This is a genomic window from Sporocytophaga myxococcoides DSM 11118 (genome assembly GCF_000426725.1).
GTDB classification, from domain to species: domain Bacteria; phylum Bacteroidota; class Bacteroidia; order Cytophagales; family Cytophagaceae; genus Sporocytophaga; species Sporocytophaga myxococcoides.
The window spans coordinates 289125-310359 of record NZ_KE384561.1 but is presented as its reverse complement, the minus strand read 5'-3'; the positions used below and the strand labels follow the sequence as shown (position 1 = coordinate 310359).

24 protein-coding genes are annotated in these 21235 nt (G+C 36.0%); 9 read left to right on the top strand and 15 right to left on the bottom strand.

Features of this window, described 5'->3' with window-relative positions:
* Positions 1-94 precede the first annotated feature (94 nt).
* Complete coding sequence (locus K350_RS0125325) at positions 95-769, top strand: NUDIX hydrolase (protein ID WP_028982306.1); 675 nt, start codon at positions 95-97, stop codon at positions 767-769.
* Here the strand turns inward: K350_RS0125325 and coaD are convergent.
* From coaD to K350_RS0125305, 4 genes are all read right to left on the bottom strand, one after another.
* Positions 759-1226: a pantetheine-phosphate adenylyltransferase gene (coaD, locus tag K350_RS0125320; RefSeq protein ID WP_028982305.1), complete on the bottom strand. Its 468-nt coding sequence runs from the start codon at positions 1224-1226 to the stop codon at positions 759-761. The genes K350_RS0125325 and coaD overlap by 11 nt on opposite strands.
* Before the next feature lie 14 nt (positions 1227-1240).
* Positions 1241-2131 carry a DUF3822 family protein gene (locus K350_RS0125315; RefSeq protein ID WP_028982304.1) on the bottom strand — a complete coding sequence of 297 codons (891 nt, stop codon included), beginning with the start codon at positions 2129-2131 and terminating at the stop codon, positions 1241-1243.
* A gap of 136 nt (positions 2132-2267) precedes the next feature.
* On the bottom strand, positions 2268-2780 hold the full coding sequence (locus K350_RS0125310) for an NUDIX domain-containing protein (protein WP_028982303.1): 513 nt from the start codon (positions 2778-2780) through the stop codon (positions 2268-2270).
* A gap of 5 nt (positions 2781-2785) precedes the next feature.
* Positions 2786-3286, bottom strand: a complete 501-nt coding sequence (locus K350_RS0125305; protein WP_028982302.1) for an NUDIX domain-containing protein — start codon at positions 3284-3286, stop codon at positions 2786-2788.
* Between the two features lie 31 nt (positions 3287-3317).
* On the opposite strand from K350_RS0125305, the gene K350_RS0125300 reads away from it, so the two are divergent.
* A complete protein-coding gene (locus K350_RS0125300; RefSeq protein ID WP_028982301.1) occupies positions 3318-4718 on the top strand; it encodes an ATP-dependent DNA helicase in 1401 nt (466 codons plus the stop codon).
* Between the two features lie 50 nt (positions 4719-4768).
* Positions 4769-5167, top strand: coding sequence for a DUF1573 domain-containing protein (locus tag K350_RS0125295; protein WP_028982300.1), 399 nt, complete (start codon positions 4769-4771; stop codon positions 5165-5167).
* An 11-nt stretch (positions 5168-5178) separates the two neighbouring features.
* Here the strand turns inward: K350_RS0125295 and K350_RS0125290 are convergent, their stop codons facing one another.
* Positions 5179-5556 carry a DUF423 domain-containing protein gene (locus K350_RS0125290; protein ID WP_037577272.1) on the bottom strand — a complete coding sequence of 126 codons (378 nt, stop codon included), beginning with the start codon at positions 5554-5556 and terminating at the stop codon, positions 5179-5181.
* Between the two features lie 10 nt (positions 5557-5566).
* On the bottom strand, positions 5567-6241 hold the full coding sequence (locus tag K350_RS0125285) for a YggS family pyridoxal phosphate-dependent enzyme (RefSeq protein ID WP_028982298.1): 675 nt from the start codon (positions 6239-6241) through the stop codon (positions 5567-5569).
* Between the two features lie 147 nt (positions 6242-6388).
* On the opposite strand from K350_RS0125285, the gene K350_RS0125280 reads away from it, so the two are divergent.
* Positions 6389-7942, top strand: a complete 1554-nt coding sequence (locus K350_RS0125280; RefSeq protein ID WP_028982297.1) for a GH3 family acyl-acid amido synthetase — start codon at positions 6389-6391, stop codon at positions 7940-7942.
* Positions 7942-8574: a LysE family transporter gene (locus K350_RS0125275; protein ID WP_028982296.1), complete on the top strand. Its 633-nt coding sequence runs from the start codon at positions 7942-7944 to the stop codon at positions 8572-8574. The genes K350_RS0125280 and K350_RS0125275 overlap by 1 nt, the downstream gene beginning before the upstream one ends.
* A 13-nt stretch (positions 8575-8587) precedes the next feature.
* Here the strand turns inward: K350_RS0125275 and K350_RS0125270 are convergent, their stop codons facing one another.
* The 3 genes from K350_RS0125270 to K350_RS0125260 are packed head-to-tail and all read right to left on the bottom strand — an operon-like array spanning position 8588 to position 11395.
* The gene (locus K350_RS0125270; RefSeq protein ID WP_028982295.1) at positions 8588-9643 is read right to left on the bottom strand and encodes a vWA domain-containing protein; all 1056 of its coding nucleotides are present in this window, start codon (positions 9641-9643) and stop codon (positions 8588-8590) included.
* Positions 9636-10520, bottom strand: a complete 885-nt coding sequence (locus K350_RS0125265; RefSeq protein ID WP_028982294.1) for a hypothetical protein — start codon at positions 10518-10520, stop codon at positions 9636-9638. The genes K350_RS0125270 and K350_RS0125265 overlap by 8 nt, the downstream gene beginning before the upstream one ends.
* Positions 10521-10522: 2 nt before the next feature.
* Entirely contained in the window at positions 10523-11395 is an 873-nt protein-coding gene (locus tag K350_RS0125260) for a DUF58 domain-containing protein (RefSeq protein WP_028982293.1), read from the bottom strand.
* Positions 11396-11458: 63 nt separating this feature from the next.
* On the opposite strand from K350_RS0125260, the gene K350_RS0125255 reads away from it, so the two are divergent.
* Complete coding sequence (locus K350_RS0125255) at positions 11459-11800, top strand: DUF4296 domain-containing protein (protein ID WP_028982292.1); 342 nt, start codon at positions 11459-11461, stop codon at positions 11798-11800.
* 1 nt (position 11801) lies between these two features.
* On the opposite strand, the gene K350_RS0125250 is transcribed toward K350_RS0125255, so the two are convergent.
* From K350_RS0125250 to K350_RS0125230, 5 genes are read right to left on the bottom strand one after another with little or no spacing between them, the layout of a single operon-like run.
* Entirely contained in the window at positions 11802-12065 is a 264-nt protein-coding gene (locus tag K350_RS0125250) for a hypothetical protein (RefSeq protein WP_028982291.1), read from the bottom strand.
* 2 nt (positions 12066-12067) lie between these two features.
* Positions 12068-12634, bottom strand: a complete 567-nt coding sequence (locus K350_RS0125245; RefSeq protein ID WP_051313679.1) for an RNA polymerase sigma factor — start codon at positions 12632-12634, stop codon at positions 12068-12070.
* A gap of 53 nt (positions 12635-12687) precedes the next feature.
* Positions 12688-14199 (bottom strand): tetratricopeptide repeat protein, encoded by a 1512-nt coding sequence (locus tag K350_RS0125240; protein ID WP_162144212.1) that lies wholly within the window; start codon positions 14197-14199, stop codon positions 12688-12690.
* Positions 14200-14203: 4 nt separating this feature from the next.
* Positions 14204-14950: a zinc ribbon domain-containing protein gene (locus tag K350_RS0125235; protein ID WP_028982288.1), complete on the bottom strand. Its 747-nt coding sequence runs from the start codon at positions 14948-14950 to the stop codon at positions 14204-14206.
* A gap of 5 nt (positions 14951-14955) precedes the next feature.
* Entirely contained in the window at positions 14956-16053 is a 1098-nt protein-coding gene (locus K350_RS0125230) for a Nif3-like dinuclear metal center hexameric protein (protein WP_028982287.1), read from the bottom strand.
* Between the two features lie 67 nt (positions 16054-16120).
* Here K350_RS0125230 and lpxK point away from each other — a divergent pair, with 67 nt between their 5' ends.
* From lpxK to K350_RS0125210, 3 genes are all read left to right on the top strand, one after another.
* On the top strand, positions 16121-17182 hold the full coding sequence (gene lpxK / locus K350_RS0125225) for a tetraacyldisaccharide 4'-kinase (RefSeq protein WP_028982286.1): 1062 nt from the start codon (positions 16121-16123) through the stop codon (positions 17180-17182).
* Positions 17183-17236: 54 nt separating this feature from the next.
* Positions 17237-19072, top strand: coding sequence for a putative porin (locus tag K350_RS0125220; protein WP_028982285.1), 1836 nt, complete (start codon positions 17237-17239; stop codon positions 19070-19072).
* A gap of 102 nt (positions 19073-19174) precedes the next feature.
* Positions 19175-19756, top strand: coding sequence for a MiaE family protein (locus tag K350_RS0125210; protein ID WP_028982284.1), 582 nt, complete (start codon positions 19175-19177; stop codon positions 19754-19756).
* 41 nt (positions 19757-19797) lie between these two features.
* Here the strand turns inward: K350_RS0125210 and K350_RS0125205 are convergent, their stop codons facing one another.
* Positions 19798-21060: a hypothetical protein gene (locus tag K350_RS0125205; protein ID WP_028982283.1), complete on the bottom strand. Its 1263-nt coding sequence runs from the start codon at positions 21058-21060 to the stop codon at positions 19798-19800.
* Between the last annotated feature and the right edge of the window lie 175 nt (positions 21061-21235).

Here is a 21235-nt window from a genome sequence, read left to right as displayed (position 1 = left end):
CAAATTTAGAATAATATTTAATAGCATGATACAATTCTATTTGTTACTTTGCATGATATATAATCAAAATTTACCATCCCAATTACCAATTTAAATGAAGCTTTTTTTGAATGACAAGCCTGTATGGATAGTGCAGCTTGGTGAGCAATTGGACAGCAGTGGTTATGATGCTGTGCTCGATGGCAAAAATGAGATTATTTCTAAAAACCTCGTAGGTAGTGTCATTATTATGGGAGCATCTCCTTCCCATATAGACCGTTTGCTTAAGCTTCTGGAGGTAAAAAAACTAAAGAAACTTAAAGAGATAACGTTTGCCGTTCCGGATAAAAAATTTGCTATTGAATTTGTCAAGGATCAATTTAAGATTGTCAAAGCGGCAGGTGGAATTGTTGTGAAGGAGGATAAAATTCTCATGATTTTCCGGCTTAAAAAATGGGATTTGCCAAAAGGAAAATTAAGAAAGAAAGAGGATACGGAAAAAGGGGCCAAAAGAGAGGTAGAAGAGGAGTGTAATATCAAGGTAGAGGTTAAAGAAAAAATTTGCAAAACCTGGCATACTTATGTACGCAAAGGAAGGAGAATTTTGAAGAAAACTACCTGGTATCTCATGGAAAATGTAAATGACACTATGATGCGTCCTCAGATTGAGGAGTATATTGAAGACGTCAGGTGGATGGATAAAAAAGACGTGAAAAAAGCTACCAAAAACTCCTACAGATCTATAGAAGAGGTTCTGGATAACTTTTATAAGGAAAAAACTATTTTGTAGGATAGTTTAATTCATAAGGCAGAAAATGATCTGCCTTTGCTCCATATCTGTGCAAGTCTCTTATAATAGACGAGCTTAATGCTGCTAGTTCAGGCGAAGTAATAAGGAATATAGTCTCCATTTCATTCCAAAGAAATTTATTCGCCTGGGCTATACCGCATTCGTATTCAAAATCTGTAGTATTTCTTAATCCTCTGATTAAAAATTTTGCATCTCTTCTCTTTGCAAAATCAGCAGTAAATCCCTCATAAGATTCTACACTTACCTGTGGATAGTCTTGAAATACACCTTTAATTTTTTCCTCCATAAATTCTAAAGGAAAGTACCTGCTTTTATTGGTGTTTTTTCCTATTCCTATAATTACTCTATCGAACAAACTGATACTGCGCATAACAATATCCAAATGTCCTTTGGTAAATGGGTCAAATGATCCCGGAAATAGTGCTGTTCTTTCCATTAGTTTAATTAGAGCTATTCACAAAGGTGCATGGTATATAGATCAAAAAACTTATGGTCGAAAACTTCATCAAAGTTATATCCAAAATGAAGGTTAGATGGTTTATCCCCGAACGAAATGTTTTTGATATATTTATAAAGCTTTTTATATAAGGTTGAATCAGGACTGATTTCTCCGAAAATAGTAACAGGTACTAATTCCGGATTGATCTGAAGCTGATCCATCACAAACATAGTGAAGTAAACAAAATCTTCTGGACTTATATAATTAAATGAATTACAATATTCGAGATTTTTACTGCGCTTTACCAGGATGGTCATGTATTGATTTTCTACATTGATCACTACTGATAAATCCTGCTTGTTGGTTCCGGTAAGTAAAACACCTTCAATCAATGGGCTTGTATGGTGTACAATCTTTACCTTTTTGGACGGGTACCTTAAATTAAACCACTCTATTATTTTTTTATCCGCAGAGAAGATGTTCACTGCATCCAGTCTGTTTTGACGATAATAATAAACTTCGTCATTATTGTCATCAGAGAAATGACAATTGATATGGAGATAGTCTTTTAAATATTGTTTCTCAAATAGGGAGAAAGGTATTAAAGAAAAGCAGGTATTTTTTATGGCTAGCCTTACATCCTTCCAGAATCCTGCTTGCAACAAAGCATGATCTTCATATAAAAGTCCCAATTGTTCAAGCAACTGATCAGGTGTGCGGATATTTTGTAATTGGTAATCTTCAAGCAATAGACATCTGTTTTTTACAGAATCAGTAATGCAAATTCTGAAAAGGTCTTTACTTACTTGAAGTGATAGGGTATACCTTGCAATCAAGTCCACATTGAACTGATCGTCTTTTATTCTTTTGTTTAACTTGTACTGTGCTGTTAGTTCTTCCATCTTAACAAGATATTCACATTGATTGGGGGATAATGTGGATAAATGGTTAATAATCTATTTCTCTTTAAAATTAACCAAATTTTTACTGTTGAAAATATTTTTTCCACAAAAATGTTAAAATGTGGAAAAACAATCGTTAAATATTACCCTTCTGAAGAAAATAGCCTTTTAGGTTTAATAGTTCCGTATCGGTTTTTCCCAGGCGAAAAATATTATGGAACAAACCGGCATCTTTTTTTTGAATCTCTGAAATGTTCCAGAACTTAACTTCTTCTATAATTTGATTGTCTGATTCCATCTCAGGATCTTTCCCCAATTTCAATTTTCCTCCAGTTTCTTCTATCTCGAAGAAAAGTTCCACCTCATGAAATGGTGGACTGAGGTATTCATGAGTGAAAAGAAATTTTTTGATCTTTACTCTAAGTCCAGTCTCTTCATAAAATTCCCGAATCAGAGATTCTTCAGCCGATTCGCCGAAGTCTATACCACCTCCAGGAGGAGCGTAATAGAACTTGTTTTCTCCTATGGTAAGGTGCTTGATAAGCAGTACCTCCGAATGGTCTCTGATTAACAAGCCTCGAACTTTAACCCTGGTTTTATTTCCATAGATATCGATAATATCCTGTTGAAGTTCTTTAATGTTTTCCATACCCTCTAATCATTCCCTCTTTGAAGAAAATAACCTTTTAGGTTTAATAGTTCAGTATTGGTTTTCGCCAGACGGAAAATATTATGGAACAAACAAGCATCATTTTTTTGAATCTCGGAAAGGCTCCAGAATTTAACTTCTTTGATAATCTGATTCTCCAGCCCCATCTCGGGATCTTTTCCCAATGTCAGTGCTCCTCCGATTTCTTCTACCTCAAAGAAAAGTTCTATAGCATGCAATGGAGGTTCTAGGTATTCATGGGTGAGAAGGAACGCCTTGATTCTTACAATTAACCCCGTCTCTTCGTAAAATTCACGGATCAAAGACTCCTCAGCAGATTCACCAAAATCTACTCCTCCTCCCGGTGGAGCATAAAAGAATTTATTTTTCCCAATAGTCAAGTGCTTGACTAATAGTATTTCGGAGTTTCTGAATAGTAACCCACAAACTCTGACTCTGATTTTATTTCCGTATGTACTAATTATTTCCTGTTGATGCTCTTCCATATTACTGCAATTTATCGGAAATTTGTATCCTGTGCGACCTTCAGCTTTAATTTCCTCTAACTTCCCATTTGAACCAACCTACGGTCAGCAAGCTGTATTTAAAATGCTTGATGATTTCCTCTTTTCAAGGCAATTGAAAAAGCCTGTTTTTCTTCTGAAGGGGTATGCAGGTACCGGTAAAACTACTTTGGTAAGTGCCCTGGTAAAAGCTTTGGATACTTTAGAGATGCCGGTAGTCCTAATGGCTCCGACAGGAAGAGCCGCTAAGGTAATGGGCAACTATTCGGGCCGAAAAGCTTTTACCATTCATAAACAAATCTATGTAAGGGAAGAGGATTCTGTCAGCGGAAACCTACAGTTCAGGAGAAAAAAGAATCTTTTTGCTAATACACTATTCATAGTTGATGAGGCTTCTATGATTTCAGACGATGGAGATTTTGGAGAAAGGAAGCTCTTGACTGATCTTATGGAATTTGTCTTCGAAAAAAAGTCTAACCGTTTAATGCTTATTGGTGATAATGCACAGCTTCCTCCAATAAAGAGAGAAATAAGTCAGGCGCTGGAAGGTGATTATCTTCAACACAATTTCGGGATAGATCTTGTTGAATACGAACTCAGTGAAGTGGTAAGGCAGGAGCAGGCTTCCGGTATTTTGTTCAATGCGACTTCTCTGCGTACTAAATTAACTAAAGAAAATTTCGATATCCGATTTACCACAAAAGGGTATAAAGACTTTTACCGAATGACAGGGGAGAAGCTGGAAGAGGGATTGAGGTATGCTTATGATAAGTACGGGGAAGAAAATACAGTCATTATTTGCAGATCTAACAAGTCAGCTACACAATACAATAATTATGTTCGCAGAGCTATACGCTTCTGTGAAAGTGAAATAGAGGCGGGAGATCTGCTTATGGTTGTCAGAAACAACTATACCGTACTGGAAGAAGGTACAACTCCTGGCTTTATTGCCAATGGCGATTTTGCAGAGATCAGGAAAATCAGAAGTATTATAGATGCTCATGGCTTTCGCTTTGCAAAAGTGGAACTCCAGCTGATTGATTATCCTGATTTACCAGCCTTCGAAACCCTTATCTTTCTAGATACTCTTCATAGTGTTACACCTTCTGTATCACAAGAGGAAAATAAAAAGCTATATGACTCTGTGCTTCAGGATTATCTTGACATTAAGAGTAAGAAGGACAGGGTTGATGCTATCAGGAAAGATCCATACCTTAATGCTCTTCAGGTAAAATTTGCTTATGCATTGACTTGTCATAAGTCACAAGGGGGGCAGTGGAAAGCAGTTTTTGTTGATCAGGGGTATCTTACAGAAGAACAAGTCAACAAAGAATTTGCAAGATGGTTATATACAGCAGTCACCAGAGCATCAGAGGAATTGTTCCTGGTGAATTTTAACAGTAAATTTTTCTGATAAATGGCAGGAAAATTGTTAGTTTTAAAAGAAAAAATTGGAATATGAATATGAAACCCTTTTTAATATATAGCCTTACACTCTTTTTAGCGTTAATTTTAAATTTTCAGGGGAGAGCTCAAACTGCCAACGGTGCGATCCTGGAATTTGCCGAAAAGTCATTTGAGTTTGGAGATATCGTTCAGGGGGATTCGGTAAAGCATGTTTTTAAGTTTATAAATACAGGAAATGCACCACTGATGTTGAGAGAAGTACTTACAACATGCGGATGCACAGTTCCCAAATTTTCTAAAGACCCAGTAATGCCTGGTAAAGAAGGGGAAATTCTTGTGAAATTCAATTCTGAGGGAAAAGAAGGCCGGTTAACCAAAGTGATTACTATACTGAGTAATGCAACTAACAATCCTGCGAGAGTTAATATTGTGGTTAATGTCCAGCCTAAGAAATAACCTTTACTTTATCAGAAGTTTTTCACGATACTGATCAAAGCAAATATCCATCCGGCAATCAGAAATAGCCCGCCGATGGGAGTTACTGCTCCCCATTTAGATACATTTGTAAGGCAAAGCACATAAAGGGAACCACTAAATATTATAACTCCCGTTATAAAACAATAACCTGAGTAATTAAGGGATTTGATATCTCCTTTAATCAAGAGCAACAGCCCGATAAATAACAGAGCAAAAGTATGGTAAAACTGATATTTTACAGCTGTTTCAAATACATCTGTTCTTCCAACTTTTAGGAGATAATCTTTTAATTTATGAGCGCCAAAAGCTCCGATCATTACAGATAAAGCCCCTGAAATGGAACCTGCCGCTAGGAATAATTTATGCATAATATTTCATTTATAAGTAATTTCTGGATCCGAATATAGCGCTTCCAACACGAACCATGGTACTTCCGGATTTACATGCTAATTTATAGTCAGAACTCATACCAATAGATAATTCTTCCATTTTTATCTGATCTGTCTGAAAAGAAGATTTAATCTTATTAAAGAGTTTTTGTATGTGCTGAAATTCTTTCTTTATCTGCTCTTCATTCTCTGTGTTACTTGCCATTCCCATCAAACCAGAAATTCTGACATTCTTAAGTTCTTTAAGTTCTTCAGATTGAATAGTATGTAAAAGTTCTTCTTCTGAAAAGCCAAACTTAGTTTCTTCCTGAGCAATATGTACCTGTAAGAGACAGTTGATAGTCCGGTTACTTTTTTCAGCTTCTTTATTTATTTCCTTTAATAATTTGAAAGAATCTACTGAGTGAATTAAGTGGATAAATGGCGCAATGTATTTGATTTTATTACTTTGCAGGTGGCCAATCAGGTGCCAACGGATTTCTTTAGGGAGAACTTCATATTTTGACATAAGTTCCTGAACTTTATTTTCTCCAAAATCTGTTTGTCCTGAGTTATAGGCTTCTAAAATAGTTTCGGAAGGATAAGTTTTAGAAACTGCAATCAACTTGGTTTTATATGGATCTAAAAAAGATCGGATTATCTGAAGATTTTCTGAAATACTCATTTGGGGTTCTTTTGCTCGTAAAACCACGTAATTTTACTAAAAAATAGATAAAAGTTTAAATTCTTCAATTTATCTTAGCATTATTATTGCAATGGGTTGGAGAGATAATTAGTTTAAGTTAAAAATCTTTTAAAAAAACTGGCAGGAATGGCGTTATTTGGTGCTATATTAAACAAAGGGATTAAGCTAGGCAAAAAGATTGAGAGTGAGCAACGTTCTGCATTTGAAATGCAAAAGAAAGAGCTGAAAAAGCTTTTGAAGAAAGCCTCAGAAACACAGTTTGGGGAGCATTATCATTTTCAAAGAATACTTCAGAGTTTTAACAACGAGGGAGAAAGTTTTTATACAGAATATAAAAAGAATGTACCCGTCTGGAATTATAATAAGTTATTTAATCAGTGGTGGCATAAGAGTAAGGCTGGAGAGCGCGATGTCACCTGGCCGGGAATAGTTAGATATTTTGCGCTAAGTTCCGGTACTTCAGAAGCTTCAACCAAGCATATTCCTTTAACAAAGGATATGATCAAATCCAATAAGCGAACTGGAATTCAACAGATCCTATCTCTTTCGGCATATGACCTTCCAAGTGAAGTTTTTGAAAAAGAAATTCTGATGCTTGGAGGAAGTACCGAGCTACTTAAAGCAGGTTCATATTATGAAGGGGATCTGAGCGGAATTCAGGCTAGTAAAATACCTTTGTGGTTTCACCTTTTTTACAAACCAGGTAGAAAGATTGCTAAAAACAGAGATTGGGATAAAAAGCTGAATGAAATCACTGAAAATGCCAGAAACTGGGATATTGGCTTTGTTGTAGGTGTACCTGCATGGATCCAGATCATGATGGAGCGGATTATCGAATACCATAAGGTTAAAAATATTCACGAAGTCTGGCCGAACCTGAAAATATTTGTACATGGTGGAGTTTCGTTTGAACCTTACAAAAAGGGATTTGAAAAACTGCTGGGAAAGCCTTTGATCTATATGGAGACCTATCTGGCTTCCGAAGGTTTTATAGCCTACCAGTCAGTGCCAAACAGTAAGTCTATGAAGCTTGCTCTTGATAATGGTTTGTTTTTCGAATTTGTCCCGTTTAACGAAAAGAACTTTAATCAGGATGGTGACCTGGTAGATAACCCTGAAACATTGATGATCCATCAGATAGAAGAGGGAATAGATTACGCTTTATTACTGAGTACAAACGCCGGAACCTGGAGATATCTGATCGGTGATGTGATCAAATTAGTATCCAAAGCCAAATCCGAAATAATCATTACAGGAAGGACAAAGCATTTTTTGAGCCTATGTGGAGAACACCTTTCTGTTGAAAACATGAACAAGGCGATACATCAAATTTCAGAGGAGTTCAATATTGAAATAAGAGAATTTACAGTTTCCGGTATCGAGCATGAATCACTATTTGCTCATCAATGGTTTATTGGTACTGATCAATCAGTGGATCATGAACAACTTAAACTTCGATTGGATGAGCATCTGAAACAATTGAACGATGATTACAGAGTAGAAAGAGGGCATGCACTGAAAGATATTTTTGTAAAAGTAATCCCCTCTGCTGTTTTCTATAAATGGTTCAAAAGCAAGGGTAAAGAAGGAGGGCAGAATAAGTTTCCAAGAGTAATGAAAAAAGCTTTGTTTGACGAGTGGTCAAAATTTGTAAAGCAGGAAACTGAAAACACTCATTGATGGCTGAAATAATTGCAAGTGCTTTAGGGTTTGCAGCTTTGCTTGCATTGCTTCCCGGTCCTGTATTCTTTGCTCTTATTCAGACAAGTATTCAGAAAACTTTTAAATATGCTGTTTTTTTCGCTTTGGGAGTTGCTTTAAGCGATGTATTTTTTATTCTCGCATCTTATCTGGGGATTTCAAACTTCATAGATAATGCACACTTCGAAAAAATTATAAAATCTGCAGGAGGTTCAGTTTTGTGTCTTTTTGGATTGTTTTATTTTTTTAAACCTGAAGATAAAAAGGTTGGCCTGGCGCCTATTCAAAAGGAATATAAAAAAGGTAACTTTATAATTAAAGGAATAGCGTTAAATTTCTTGAATCCTTCAACATTCTTTTATTGGCTTGCTCTTACCAGCGTTGTAAGTGTTAAATACAGTGATAATCAAGTTGACGTATTTACTTTTTTTTCTATTTTGATTCTTTCGATTTTCGGAATGGACGTGCTTAAGTCTTACCTCGCTAACCGAATTAAAAAGGTTTTTACCAATAACACAATTTTGATTTTGAATAAGCTGTTGGGAGGAATATTGATTTTAATCGGAGTGAATTTTCTGGTTTCCGCCTTTACTGGAAGAACATTTGTTTAATACATTTAATGTCCTAATCCTCTAGTGCATTAGAGATAAAAGTAGATTTTAAAAACAGCCATAACAGGTAAATTATCATTGCCCAGAATAAATAAACCTGATAGTAATCACGAGTATTTTTGAATCTGTTTTCCCTGATTATTCCTTTTTCGTAAGAATCTATAAGTGTAAAGGTTTGTTCCAAAGCTTTTCTATTCGAAGCTCTGAAAAATCTACCGTCGCTGATTTGGGCAATTTTTCTTAATGTAGATTCATCCAGATGAGAATCTACATATGCTTTTTTCCCTTTCGTATCTTTTCCCCAGGCAACCTTTCCTTCACGGCCTATTGCAATAGAGTATATTTTTATTCCGAAGGCTTTTGCAAGTTTAGCCGCCATGAGTGGGTTCAGGTTTCCTGCTGTATTCTCCCCATCACTAATAACAATCATCACCTTTGATTTTGATTGTGATTCCCGCAGTCTGTTTATTGCTACACCTATTGCATTTCCTATGGCAGAGCCTCCGCTTTCAATCATTCTCGAAGACAGTTCTGCAATGAAGCTCTGCACTAACTGATGGTCTGTTGTTAATGGTGATAAAGAAAAGGCATCACCTGAGAAAACTACAAGACCTATTCTGTCTTCCTTTCTTGATTCGATAAAGCGAGAAGCAATATTTTTTGCAGCTGAGAGCCTGTCAGGATGCAGATCCTCTAATTCCATTGATTCAGAAATGTCAAGGACTAGAACGATATCAATACCTTCCTTAAAAACTTCTGCGGTTTCGTTCGCCTTTTGCGGACGAGCCAATGCGATAAGCAAAAGCCAAATACTGATGATGATAAAAAAGTATGGAACAAACCTCAGCTTGCCGACAAACCAAGAGTAATTGAGATCCTTTAACGGAAAAGCAACATCCATCTTTTGCCTAAAACGATAGTAAAACGCCCATCTAAGTAAGACTAAAAGGGGAATCACCGGAATCAGATATAGAAAATAAAGAGACTCCCAGTGGTATGACTTCAAAGTGGAAGGAAAAAGCCAATTCCAGGAAAACCAGTCTGATATATCTTTTAAAAAATCAAACATTGCTCAATTTATTCTTTACTTCAAGAAATCTTTTATTGGTAAACTTTTTCAGGATAGTCAGAGACCTTGCAGGCGCGGCCGATACCAGCCCTCCGTAAATAGCCCGATCAATATCCTGCAATCCTTGCTGTAAATCTTCCTGCTTGTAAAGGTCAATAATTTCTGTAGTGGTATAAGTATTTACAGGAATATTTTCTAGTCTGGTAAGATAAACCTTCCATAGATTTAAAGCTCGTTCTACAATATCAGGATCATTTTCTGTTTTAAATTCTTTTTCATGTTTTTCAAAGTTTCTCAAAAATGTGAGATGTGCTTTTCTGATCACATAAAGTTTGTAACTCCTGACAATTGCCTTCCCAAAAAGCATATAGAACAGGAAGAGGAAAAAGAAAACAATTGCAGCTATTCCAAGAATCAACGGATAGTTAATAGTACGCTTTACGCTGGAATATTGTGTGTCACTTAAGAGCCTTTGATCTGCCAGTGTTTTAATGTTTTGAATGATTGCAACTGAGTCGGGCTGACTATACATCTTAACACTGTCGCCATTGCGGATGTAAAAAACCGGAAGGCTTAATTTTTGTATGCTATCTGTTTTAAATGTTTCAAAAATGTAAATGACACAATCTTTGCTGATCCCATTTAGGGTTTTAGTTGGAAAATAATTTTTCCCAATAAGCTCAAACGGTTTGAAATTGTAATTGGAGTCTGGGAATAAAACCTGTTCATTAGCATTATAGGAAAGACTTAGCGCGAACCTAAACGGAGAGCCTATCTGCACGGAGTCTTCCTGGAAGAATCCATCAGGAGGCAAAGTCTGACTCTTTAAAAACGATGGAAATATTATAATAAGAATTAACACCAAATACCTTTTCATCACTATCTTTTACTTCGCATTCTTCTTATTTTAAATAGCTGAACTAGTTTGGTTAAATAGTCTTCGTTTGTATTTACCCAAAGATAATTAGCTCCATTTCTCCTGCAAAATTGCTCAAGTTTAAGTTTGTTTTCAGCATATCCTTTATTAATTTTTTCTCTGAATTTGGAAGAAGAAGAATTAACCCAGATTGTCTTTTTGGTTTCTTTATCATAAAGGGGGATGATGCCTAAATTGGGAAATTTAATCTCTCTGGGATCATTGAGGTGAATAACAACCAGGTCATGCTTGTGTGCAAGAGCGGAAAGGTTGGTGTTATAACCCTCGTCTATAAAGTCTGAAATAAAGATTACCACGCTTTTTTTCTTTAGCATGGTTAATGTAAATTTTAAAGATTTCTGCAGGTCTGTTTTAATTGAATTGGGAGTCAGGTTAAAAAGGGTACCAATCATTTGATAGGCATGACGCATACCTTTATCAGGTTTTATGTATGCCTCTTTCTGATCACTGAAACATATCAGTCCAACACTTCCATTATCTTTGACTGCAGATAGAGCCAATACTGCGCATATTTCCCTGGCAATGTCAATTTTCCTGGTATTTTTTCCTATTTCCTGAGAAGCACTTACATCCAGAATGAAGAATACATTTTGTTCTTTTTCTTCCTTAAACGTCTTGACAAAAGTGCCATGGCCTTTGGCTGAAACGTTCCAGTCAATTGTCCTGACATCGTCTCCATACTGATAAGAGCGCACATCGTCAAATTCCAAACCTGATCCTTTAAATACAGAATGAAAATCACCATGCATGTGATTATTCACTGCTTTTCTTATCTGTATTTCGTATTTCCGTATTTTCTTCAGTAGTTCTTTCATTGCTGAACTTAGACAAGGGAAAGAGACTTTTTAAAATTAGCATTAAAATAAGTAATTTTCGACGTGAAAAAGTTTTTTTTGGTTTTATTATTGGCTGCTGCATCTTGCAAGGGGCCTGCAGAAGAAATTCCAGAGGATATTCTTCCAAAGGAAAAGATGGTTCAGCTACTTATAAGAATTCATATTGCAGAAGCTGCAGTAGGAATTAAAAATCTATCTTCGGACTCAGCTTCAAAGCTTTATAAGTCTTACCAGAATAAAATCTTTAAAGAAGAGGCTGTCGGGGACTCGGCTTATGCCAAAAGTTATTCCTTTTATGTGACCAGGCCTGAGCTGATGGATCAAATTTATGGTGCAGTAGTAGATAGTCTGAGTCTTCGGGAGACAAGAGGTAAACTGGAGTAGTTTACCTTTCTTTTTCCTGTTTCTGATTCTCAAGAGGTCTTTCCGAGGAATTATCTTCATTTTCGGAAATCCACATTGCAAGAAATACTACTAGGATAATCAGGATCAATCCAAGAAATTTTTTGTCTTTGTATAATGGTTTTACTGCCTTTTTATAGTCAGTCAGCTGATTATAATTTTTTATTAACTGGTCAAAGTTTTGATGGCCGGCAATTTTATCGTCAGAGGGTCGGGGTTTATTTTTGTTAATTTTAAATTTTCCCATGATCAGGCTTTAAATCTTTGATTAAGGATTTCCCTTAATTTATCTAATATTCTGTACGTTTTTACTTTTGCGTTATTTTCAGTTATTCCTAGAATATATCCAACTTCTTTGAACGATTTCTGATCAAAGAACCTCAGTTCTATCAACTGAATTTCTTTCTCATCCAGATATTCCATGGCTTTGAGCATTCCATCTTCAAGGTCTTCGGTTTTATCCAGGTGAAGCTCTTCCTTCAGTTCCAGGATATCAGCCTCTTCAATGTTAATAGAACGTACCGCTTTTGTTTTTCTGTAATACAAATTCACTTCGTTTGTGGCTATGCGAAAAAGAAATGCCGAAAAGGGGAGCCCTTTAAACTCATACTTTTTGATGTTTATAAGTGCCTGAAGAAACACATGACTTGCAAGATCTGCCGTCAGGTCCTCATTGTCGGTTCTTTTATATATAAACAGAAAAATCTTTCTATAATATTTATTATATATATGGGAGAAATGTTTTGGGTCAGACCTGGAGGCCTGTATCCATTCCAGTTCCCTGGCAATTTCTTCTTTGGTCTGATGGTTAATCAAAATAAAAAGTTTATACCATAATACGAAAACTATAAAAAGATACAGTTTTATCCTTAGATTTTTTTTATTTCATTTAAAGCTCCGCGAGCCTTGTTGTCAATACTGTTTTTGTAGTAATAGTCTTTATAATTAAGAGCCTTTTCGAAGTAAAAAATGGCCTGTTCTTTATTGTTCTGATTTCTGAATATGTAACCTAATTGAAGTGCTGCGTTTGGGGCAAAATATAATTTTTTGAAGCCCGAAAGGGCTATTGTCTTTTTATAATACTTTATAGCCTCTGAGATTTTATCTGTTTTGTGATAAAGTCTCGCAAGCCTGTAATAATATTCAATCTCATCTTTTGTGGAGTGAAAATTCTTAGGGGATAATTTTTCCAGTATATCTGCGGCAGAATTGAAGTATCCTCCATCAATGGCCAGTCGAGCTTTCATAATATTTTTATCAGAAAAATCTCTGTTTTCCGCAAAGTAGAGTGCATGCTTATCTCCATCGTAAATAGCATTGCCTTCTTTTATTATCTGAGGCAGTATAAGCATTGCTTTGCTGTCTTCATTATTAAGCCAATAACAAAGGAAAATTTTATAATAGGCTTCTTTTTTAAAATTAACACCCCTGTATTCACTAAGAAATTTTTTATATAGGTAAAATGCTTTGGTATAGAAACCTTTTTGTAGATAAATATCTCCAAGCATTAATCGGAGATAGGCAAAATTGAGGTAAGTACCATTATCGGGACAGTTTTCCAGAATATTGAATGCTTCCTCCGAATGTGCATTTTTCATGCTAATTGATGCATATAAAAAAGTGTACAGTAAGTTATCTTTATCAGTGAGATATAATTCTTTTACAGCCTTCTCCGATCCACTTTCCTTTCCTAAGATATAGTTTAATACAGCTATCCGAAGTATTTTTGCCTCCGTGGCAAAAGGGTTTGAAGATTCGGATAATGTCCGAAGCATTTCTAGTCCTTCTTTAACACTTCCTTCCATGCCCATAAGATTTACAATCCATGTATATTTTTCAGGAATTGAACCAATTAAAATTTTTAAAAGACCGATCGATTTGTTGTTGGGAAGGAAATCGGGATGTTTAACTGCATTTTCAGCCAGAGTTTTATAGGCCTGTCTTAATTCCCACATGGAACTGATTTCTTCTCCAAATTTGAGCTTTACAAATGCCCTTTGAAGTTTTATTTCACCTATAACGAATAAATAGTATGGAGAATGAGGGTTTAATTCTGATACAGTGATTTCCGCAGCTCCAGATTGTTGTATGTATCTTTCAAGAAGTGCCGGATTTTCTTCCACAAGCATTTTAATAGTTTCGGCCAGATGTTCAATATATATATTAATTCCATTTTCAGGTTGGTCCTGTTTTGTCAGGGTTAAGCCTGTTCCGGATCTTAATTGAAGAACTTCATGATATTTAGCTTTGCTGGCTTCGGAAAAGGAAAATTGTGCATGTAGAATGGGAGAGAGGGTAATGAGAAAAAATATAAAAAAAGGGCGTACAAAAATTGTCGCCCTTTTTTTATAGGTTAGATTATTAGAAACTTTAATCTTCAAATTGTTATTTTTTTGCAGATTCAAGCACAACAGTTTCAACATCTGCGAAAATACGACCGCAATGTTCGCAAACAATCAGCTTTTTCTTATCTCTGATATCTACTTGTCTTTGTGGAGGAACAGTGTTGAAGCATCCGCCGCAGGCATCTCTTTTAACAGAAACAACAGCCAGACCATTGTTTGCGTTAAGACGGATTTTGTTGTAAGAATTGAGTAGTCTTTCTTCTATGGATTTTGAAGCTTTTTCTCTTTCTTTTAAAAGTTTAACTTCTTCGTCTTTGCTTTCTGAGCTTAAGGTTTCAAGCTCATCCTTTTTTTGCTTAAGATCTTTCTTTCTATCATCGAGAATTCTTTGGGTATTCGCGATATCGTCGTTTTTCTGATTGATCTTGTGCTGGTATTCTTTGGTTCTTTTTTCACTAATTTGAATTTCAAGCTGTTGTAGCTCAACTTCTTTAGTGATCGCATCGTATTCCCTATTGTTTCTTACATTTTTCTGCTGATCTTCATATTTTTTGATATTTTTCTCAGCATCCTTGATTGCAAGCTTGTTTTTTGTGATTTCGTCATTTAGGTTTTGGATATCACTTTGATACTTGCCAACCCTTGTCTCGTATCCTTCAAGCTCATCCTCAAGATCCCTAACTTCTTCGGGTAAGTCTCCTCTTATTTTTTTTATTTCCTCGAGTTTAGAGTCGATGGTCTGAAGTTTTACCAGAGCCTCAAGTTTTTGTGCTATCGTGGTTTCCATTTATTCTAAATATAACTTATGGGGTTTGTGTTAATTTTTGACAAAACGACTGCAATATTAGTAAAATTTTTGTTCAAAAGCTCGTAAATTAGCTCTTTTGTAAAAACTTCACTTTCATAATGGCCAATATCAGCTATGATTATTTTTCCATCGGCATCAAAATACTCATGATACTTGAAATCTGATGTGATAAATACATCGGCTTTTTGCTGAATTGCATTCTTTAAAAGAAAGTTTCCAGCGCCTCCACAGGCCGCCACTTTTTTAATTTGTCCTGAAAGTAATCGTGTAAATTTAATTACTGACAGATCCATTCTTTCTTTTAAATATTTCAGAAATGCTTCCGGATCCATAGCTTCGTGCAGCTCTCCTATAACACCGGATCCTGTTTCTAAGTTCTCATTCTCTAATAATAATATGTCAAAAGCCGGTTCTTCATACGGATGAGAAGCACGCAGCGCCTGAACTACCTGTCTTTGGAGATGTCCTGGAAATATGACCTCGATTCTCGTTTCTGTTATAAATTCGGGTTCATTGGCTTTTCCTATATGGGGATTAGCCTTGTCATTCGGCATAAATGAACCTGTTCCCTCAAGCTGAAAGCTGCAATTGCTGTAATTCCCAATATTACCTGCCCCGGCTTTATAAAGGGATGATAAGACATTTTCTTTATTGGCAACCGGTACAAACGATATAAGCTTTTTTAACAATCCGGTTTTGGGTGCAAGGATTTTTGGATTAAGGAGTGATAGTTTTTCCGCTATTTTAAAGTTTACTCCATTTTTGACATTATCCAGATTTGTATGAATGGCATACAGGCAAATATCATATTTAATGGCTTTGATCACTGTACGTTCCACATAATTGCTTCCCGTAAGTCTTTTTAGGCCTCTGAATATAATTGGATGATGAGCGATAATCAGGTTATATCCCAAAGATTTGGCTTCCTCTATAACCTCTTCAGTTAGATCAAGGGTTATTAAAACCCCTGAAAGCTCAGCAGCCGCATTGCCTGTGAGGAGCCCTGAATTGTCATAATCTTCCTGATAGACCAGCGGGGCAAAAGATTCAAGAAAGGTTATAACGTCTTTAATTTTGGTCATTTTAATACCTTTTAAAAAATAACATGCTATTTTACTAAATTGCAGCCTTGACAGCAATTAAATTGAGATGTTTGTTTTGAAAATATTACTTTGGCCTTTTGCAGTTCTTTATGATGCTGTCACAAGAGTAAGAAATTACCTTTTTGACATTGGCAGAAAGCCCTCTTTTTCTTTTGAAACATTTGTTATCAATGTTGGAAATCTTACTGTTGGAGGTACAGGTAAAACTCCTCATATAGAGTTTCTTATAAGGGTATTGGCTGATCAGTATAAGACTGCTACTCTTAGTCGTGGCTATGGAAGAAAGTCGAAGGGATTTTTGCTTGCAGATAAAAATTCCGATGCGGATTTATTGGGTGATGAGCCAATGCAGTTTTATCATAAATATGGAGGGAAGATCACTGTAACCGTTGGAGAGGAGAGAGCTCATGCGATTCCTTGTATTTTGCATGAAAGAGAAGATACAAAAGTTATTTTGCTTGATGATGCTTATCAGCATCGATATGTCAAACCTGATATAAATATTCTTTTGTCGGATTATTCCCGACCTTTTTATAAGGATATGGTTTTGCCGGCAGGAAGACTGAGAGAATCCAGAAAAGGAGCTAATAGGGCGGACGCTGTAATTGTCACCAAATGCCCTGACCAAATGTCCCAAACTGAGCAGGATCTTATCAGCAATGATATAAGAAAATATGCTGGTAAAGAAAAGCCTGTCTATTTTTCTACTATAAAGTATCTAAAACCTAAACCTGTTTTCAAAAAATCTGAGGATATCCCGAAGAAAATAGTTTTTTTTGCAGGTATTGCCAACCCATCCCAGGTAATTGAAAAACTCAGTAATGAGTATAATCTGCAGGAAAGTGTCAGATTTTCGGATCATCACACTTATACAGTAAAAGATGTAAAGCATTTAATAGCAAAAGCAACAGAATTTGGTAATGATACTGGGTTGCTTACAACAGAAAAGGATATGGTACGACTTTTGACCCCGGAGTTTTCCGAAATGTTGAAAGCTATCCCTTTTTTTTATATCCCTATTGAAGTAAAATTCCTTGAGGGAAAACAAAAATTTGAAGAATGGATTTTAAATTCTGTCCATTCTAAATACAGTTCTGACAAGATTTGATTAATATTGAAAGTGACTCTTAGACTACTTTTTATTTTATCCATTAGTTTATTCATGTTTCTGCACAACGCCAGTGCACAAATTCTGGATGATTCTACCAAAAACATTTATGGGCCAACCACTACCAGATACATTCTGGAAGAAGATTTATATAATATAAAAGGCGGACCTCATGGTTTGGATACTTCCCTTACCAATGCACATCTCTATGATTATCTTTATGGGGCAAACCCATATCAGAATCTGGGTATGATTGGTACACCTTTAAATCCGATCTATTATACACCTCCTCAGACCATTGGAAAAAATCTGGGTATTACCATTTTTGATGCTTATGCCTATGATCCCAGCGGAATAAATTATTACGATACCAAATCTCCTTTCAGTAAACTAAGGTATGTTCAAGGTAGCAGAGGGCAGCAGATTCTTGAAGCTGATTTTGCCAGAAATGTCAATCCTCGATGGAATCTTGGGGTTGATTTCAGAAGAGTAGCATCTGTGAAGCAGGTAGGATCTACCATTGCCCGAGATCCTCAAGCCAGCGGCTATGCTGCTGCTGTATATACCAGATACTTTACGAAAAATCAAAGGTACCAGCTCTTATTTAACTATACCCATTTACACCAAACTAATAATGAGTATGGCGGAATAAGAAATATTGATTCGGTTAAAATTGAGGGACTAACTAATTACAGGGGGATTGATGGTCAGTTAAATAGTGGTGTAACAAGGGAAAGGCGAAATAACTTTCATTTATATCATCAGTACGGAATTCTAAAGGATTCAGTGTTGCAAATCTTTCATATAGCAGATTATCAATATAGAGATAACAGGTATCGGGATCTTGCCATGGCTGGTAGTGATACATTATTTTACCGTAATCTGAAGGTGCAGCCGAGAAACTCCCTGCAAATGACAGACAGAACCGATTTAGATCTTTTGGAGAATAAAATCGGGTTAAAGGGACAAATCAAAAGATTAAATTATAAAGCTTATTTCCGAGCAAAGCAATTTACTTATGAGCAGGTTTCGGATACTCTTAGAAACAAGCTTAAATACACAGAAAACTTTCTGGGGGGCGAACTTGCATACGTTTTTAAAGATACATCTATATTATCCTTTTCTGGTCAAAAGTATGTGGGGGGCGAAGATTATTACCTAAAGGCATATTATACAGGTAAGTTTTTGTCCGGAGGATTTTATAGAGTAAACTATTCACCAACATTGGTTCAGTTAAATTATTTAGGTAATTTTTTGAGCTGGAACAATGACAGTCTTAAAAATACTACTACAGATAACCTCTGGCTGGATTTAAATTTGAAAGTTGGAAGGATATTGAGGATTAATCCGGGAATCCGATACACTGGCATAACAGATTATATATACTTTAATGAAAGCTTTGTTCCGGCTCAGGAAAAGAGCAATATCAAGCTGTACATGGCAAGTATGAATTTTTTCCTACGTTTAGGGACTTTTAATATTAATGAAAGATTGATTTACACCAAGTATGACGGCGCCCCGGTATTGAATGTTCCTGAAATTTACAGTCACACCAGAGCCTATTTTCAGACGAGAGCATTTCATAAGGCTGCAGTTTTGCAGTTGGGACTTGACGCATTCTGGAGATCGACTTACAATGCCAATGGATATATGCCTGTCATAGAACAGTTTTATCTGAATAATTCAATACCTGTAAAGAATTATATGCTGGTTGATTTATTTTTTGACGTAAGAGTTAAAAGAGCAAACGTATTTGTGAAAATATCCAATTTACTTCAGGGGGCAGGCTCTCCATCCTCGCCGTTTAGAAATACTTATTATACAACCCCAGGCTATCCGGGGCTACCAAGGTCTTTTGATTTTGGAATTATGTGGATGTTTTTTGATTAATAAATTGATGTTTGCATTAGCTATAAAAAGGAAGGCCGGAAGCAAATCCGGCCTTTTTACTTTTTATGAAGAGTCTTATCTTTGTGGTTTATTTAACGAATTATGCTTGGTTTAAAGCTTCCTACAGATCCGCGCTGGGTTAATCTTGCGGAGAAAAGTATTGAAGAGATCTTGATAGATCATGCCTATTGCGAGCAAAAGGCTGCTTCTACCTGTATCTCGCTGATTATTCAGTTTCCAGAGAAAGAAAAAATGGTTGAAACGCTTATGCCGATTGTCACTGAAGAGTGGGGGCATTTTCGTATGGTTCTTAAGGAGCTAAAAAAAAGAGGCTATTCACTCGGCCCAAAAAGAATTGATAAATACGTTGTAGAGTTAATGAAGCTGGAAAGAAAAGGCAACAAGCTTGAAAGGCAACTTATGGATAAATTACTGATTAGTGCTTTAATTGAGGCCAGATCTTGTGAACGATTCAGACTTTTGTCAGAAAGCATTTCAGATTTAGAATTAAGAGATTTCTACAGAGAACTTATGATTTCTGAAGCGGGTCATTACCGCACCTTTCTGGACCTTGCAAAAGAATACATGCCGGAAGATGTAGTGAAGACAAGATGGCAGGAAATGCTGGATGCAGAAGCAGAAATTATCAGTAATCTGGAGATCCGAGGTGACAGAATGCATTAATCACTAAGAAAATATTTAGTGAATTTAAAAGCAAAAAACAATCAGGTTTTTTGCTTTTTCTTTTTAGCTGCAGGAAATAAAATGTTGTTAAGAATCAATCTGAAGCCCGGAGAATTTGGATGTAAATTCAGATCGGTAGGTTCTTCACCTACAAAATGTTGATAATCTTCAGGGTCGTGACCACCATAAAACGTCCAGGTCCCTTTTCCATATGAACCGTGAATATATCTGGCTTCGTTTATGGATTTGGTTTCACCAAGCACCAATACGTCAGTTTTTAGTAATTTTTTCTTAAATGCCGTTGTTTGGCCCATAAAACCTTTAATGTTGGATTCATGAGACTGGGTCAGCATTGTAGGCACAGGATCCCACTTTGCAGAAAACTGGAACAAGTTAAAAAAATCATTGTTTTCAGCCAGATTCCTTTCCTGAGGAATGTTATCGATATTGGAATACTCATACTCATAAGGATCCATACTGATGGTAAAATCTTTGAAAGCAAACGTTTTTGAGTAGTCCAGCTTCCTTTGTGCAGATGGATCTGCCTGATCTCCGTCATACATTGACTCGCAAATATCTACGCCTTCTGCAGAGAGTGCTATGTCATAGGTATCAGTTGCAGAACACATAGCAAAGAGAAATCCCCCACCAGCACAGAAATCGCGGATCCCTTTTACTACGGCCAGTTTTAGCTGAGAAACCTTATTGAATCCATGTTTCCTGGCAGATTCTTCATATTCCTGTTGTTGTTTGACATACCAAGGTTGAAATTTATACATGGAATAAAATTTCCCATATTGTCCTGTAAAATCTTCGTGGTGGAGGTGAAGCCAGTCATATTTTGGCAAGTCTCCATTAAGAACTTCATCATCAAAAACTACGGTGTATGGGATTTCAGAGTAGGTAAGTACCATGGTTACGGCATCGTCCCATGGTAATTTTGTTTTAGGGCTATAGACAGCAATTTTCGGAGCTTTTTCCAGTTTAACAACGTCCATGTTAACATCAGGACTACTGATTTCTTCAAGAATGGAAAGTTGCTGTGCATCTGAAATTACCTCATAACTTACACCTCTTATCACAAGCTCATTCTGGAATTCCTGATTTTGTTTGAATAAAAAACTACCACCTCGATAATTCAATAGCCAGTTTACTTCTACTTCTTTTGTGAGAATCCAGTAAGCTATACCGTAAGCTTTTAAGTGATTTTTCTGAGTATTATCCATTGGTACCAGCAGGTAGGATGCTTTAACCTGTGAGAGGATAAATAGTAAAGAGAAAAAAAACATCAGTCGTTTTAGCATAAACTATAAATCAGAAGTTGTGGAAACTGTTAACCCAAAGAAAAAAAATATGTAGTTTTTTTTCTAAAAATAGAACGATTTTTTAGAGAATACGATATAAGACTAAAAATATTTTAAACGAATTAAACTCCACTTTTAAAAGAAATAGCTTCTGATTTGTCAAAAGAAAAGTAAA

Excerpts from the sequence above, each read along its gene's own strand:
- K350_RS0125310 (WP_028982303.1), bottom strand. The coding sequence starts at position 2,780 with ATGGAAAACATTAAAGAACTTCAACAGGATATTATCGATATCTATGGA.
- K350_RS0125210 (WP_028982284.1), top strand. The coding sequence starts at position 19,175 with ATGCTTGGTTTAAAGCTTCCTACAGATCCGCGCTGGGTTAATCTTGCG.
- K350_RS0125285 (WP_028982298.1), bottom strand. The coding sequence starts at position 6,241 with ATGAGTATTTCAGAAAATCTTCAGATAATCCGATCTTTTTTAGATCCA.
- K350_RS0125275 (WP_028982296.1), top strand. The coding sequence starts at position 7,942 with ATGGCTGAAATAATTGCAAGTGCTTTAGGGTTTGCAGCTTTGCTTGCA.
- K350_RS0125280 (WP_028982297.1), top strand. The coding sequence starts at position 6,389 with ATGGCGTTATTTGGTGCTATATTAAACAAAGGGATTAAGCTAGGCAAA.
- coaD (WP_028982305.1), bottom strand. The coding sequence starts at position 1,226 with ATGGAAAGAACAGCACTATTTCCGGGATCATTTGACCCATTTACCAAA.
- K350_RS0125205 (WP_028982283.1), bottom strand. The coding sequence starts at position 21,060 with ATGCTAAAACGACTGATGTTTTTTTTCTCTTTACTATTTATCCTCTCA.
- K350_RS0125315 (WP_028982304.1), bottom strand. The coding sequence starts at position 2,131 with ATGGAAGAACTAACAGCACAGTACAAGTTAAACAAAAGAATAAAAGAC.
- K350_RS0125325 (WP_028982306.1), top strand. The coding sequence starts at position 95 with ATGAAGCTTTTTTTGAATGACAAGCCTGTATGGATAGTGCAGCTTGGT.
- K350_RS0125260 (WP_028982293.1), bottom strand. The coding sequence starts at position 11,395 with ATGAAAGAACTACTGAAGAAAATACGGAAATACGAAATACAGATAAGA.
- K350_RS0125295 (WP_028982300.1), top strand. The coding sequence starts at position 4,769 with ATGAAACCCTTTTTAATATATAGCCTTACACTCTTTTTAGCGTTAATT.
- K350_RS0125305 (WP_028982302.1), bottom strand. The coding sequence starts at position 3,286 with ATGGAAGAGCATCAACAGGAAATAATTAGTACATACGGAAATAAAATC.
- K350_RS0125235 (WP_028982288.1), bottom strand. The coding sequence starts at position 14,950 with ATGGAAACCACGATAGCACAAAAACTTGAGGCTCTGGTAAAACTTCAG.
- lpxK (WP_028982286.1), top strand. The coding sequence starts at position 16,121 with ATGTTTGTTTTGAAAATATTACTTTGGCCTTTTGCAGTTCTTTATGAT.
- K350_RS0125265 (WP_028982294.1), bottom strand. The coding sequence starts at position 10,520 with ATGAAAAGGTATTTGGTGTTAATTCTTATTATAATATTTCCATCGTTT.
- K350_RS0125230 (WP_028982287.1), bottom strand. The coding sequence starts at position 16,053 with ATGACCAAAATTAAAGACGTTATAACCTTTCTTGAATCTTTTGCCCCG.
- K350_RS0125270 (WP_028982295.1), bottom strand. The coding sequence starts at position 9,643 with ATGTTTGATTTTTTAAAAGATATATCAGACTGGTTTTCCTGGAATTGG.
- K350_RS0125290 (WP_037577272.1), bottom strand. The coding sequence starts at position 5,556 with ATGCATAAATTATTCCTAGCGGCAGGTTCCATTTCAGGGGCTTTATCT.
- K350_RS0125250 (WP_028982291.1), bottom strand. The coding sequence starts at position 12,065 with ATGGGAAAATTTAAAATTAACAAAAATAAACCCCGACCCTCTGACGAT.
- K350_RS0125220 (WP_028982285.1), top strand. The coding sequence starts at position 17,237 with ATGTTTCTGCACAACGCCAGTGCACAAATTCTGGATGATTCTACCAAA.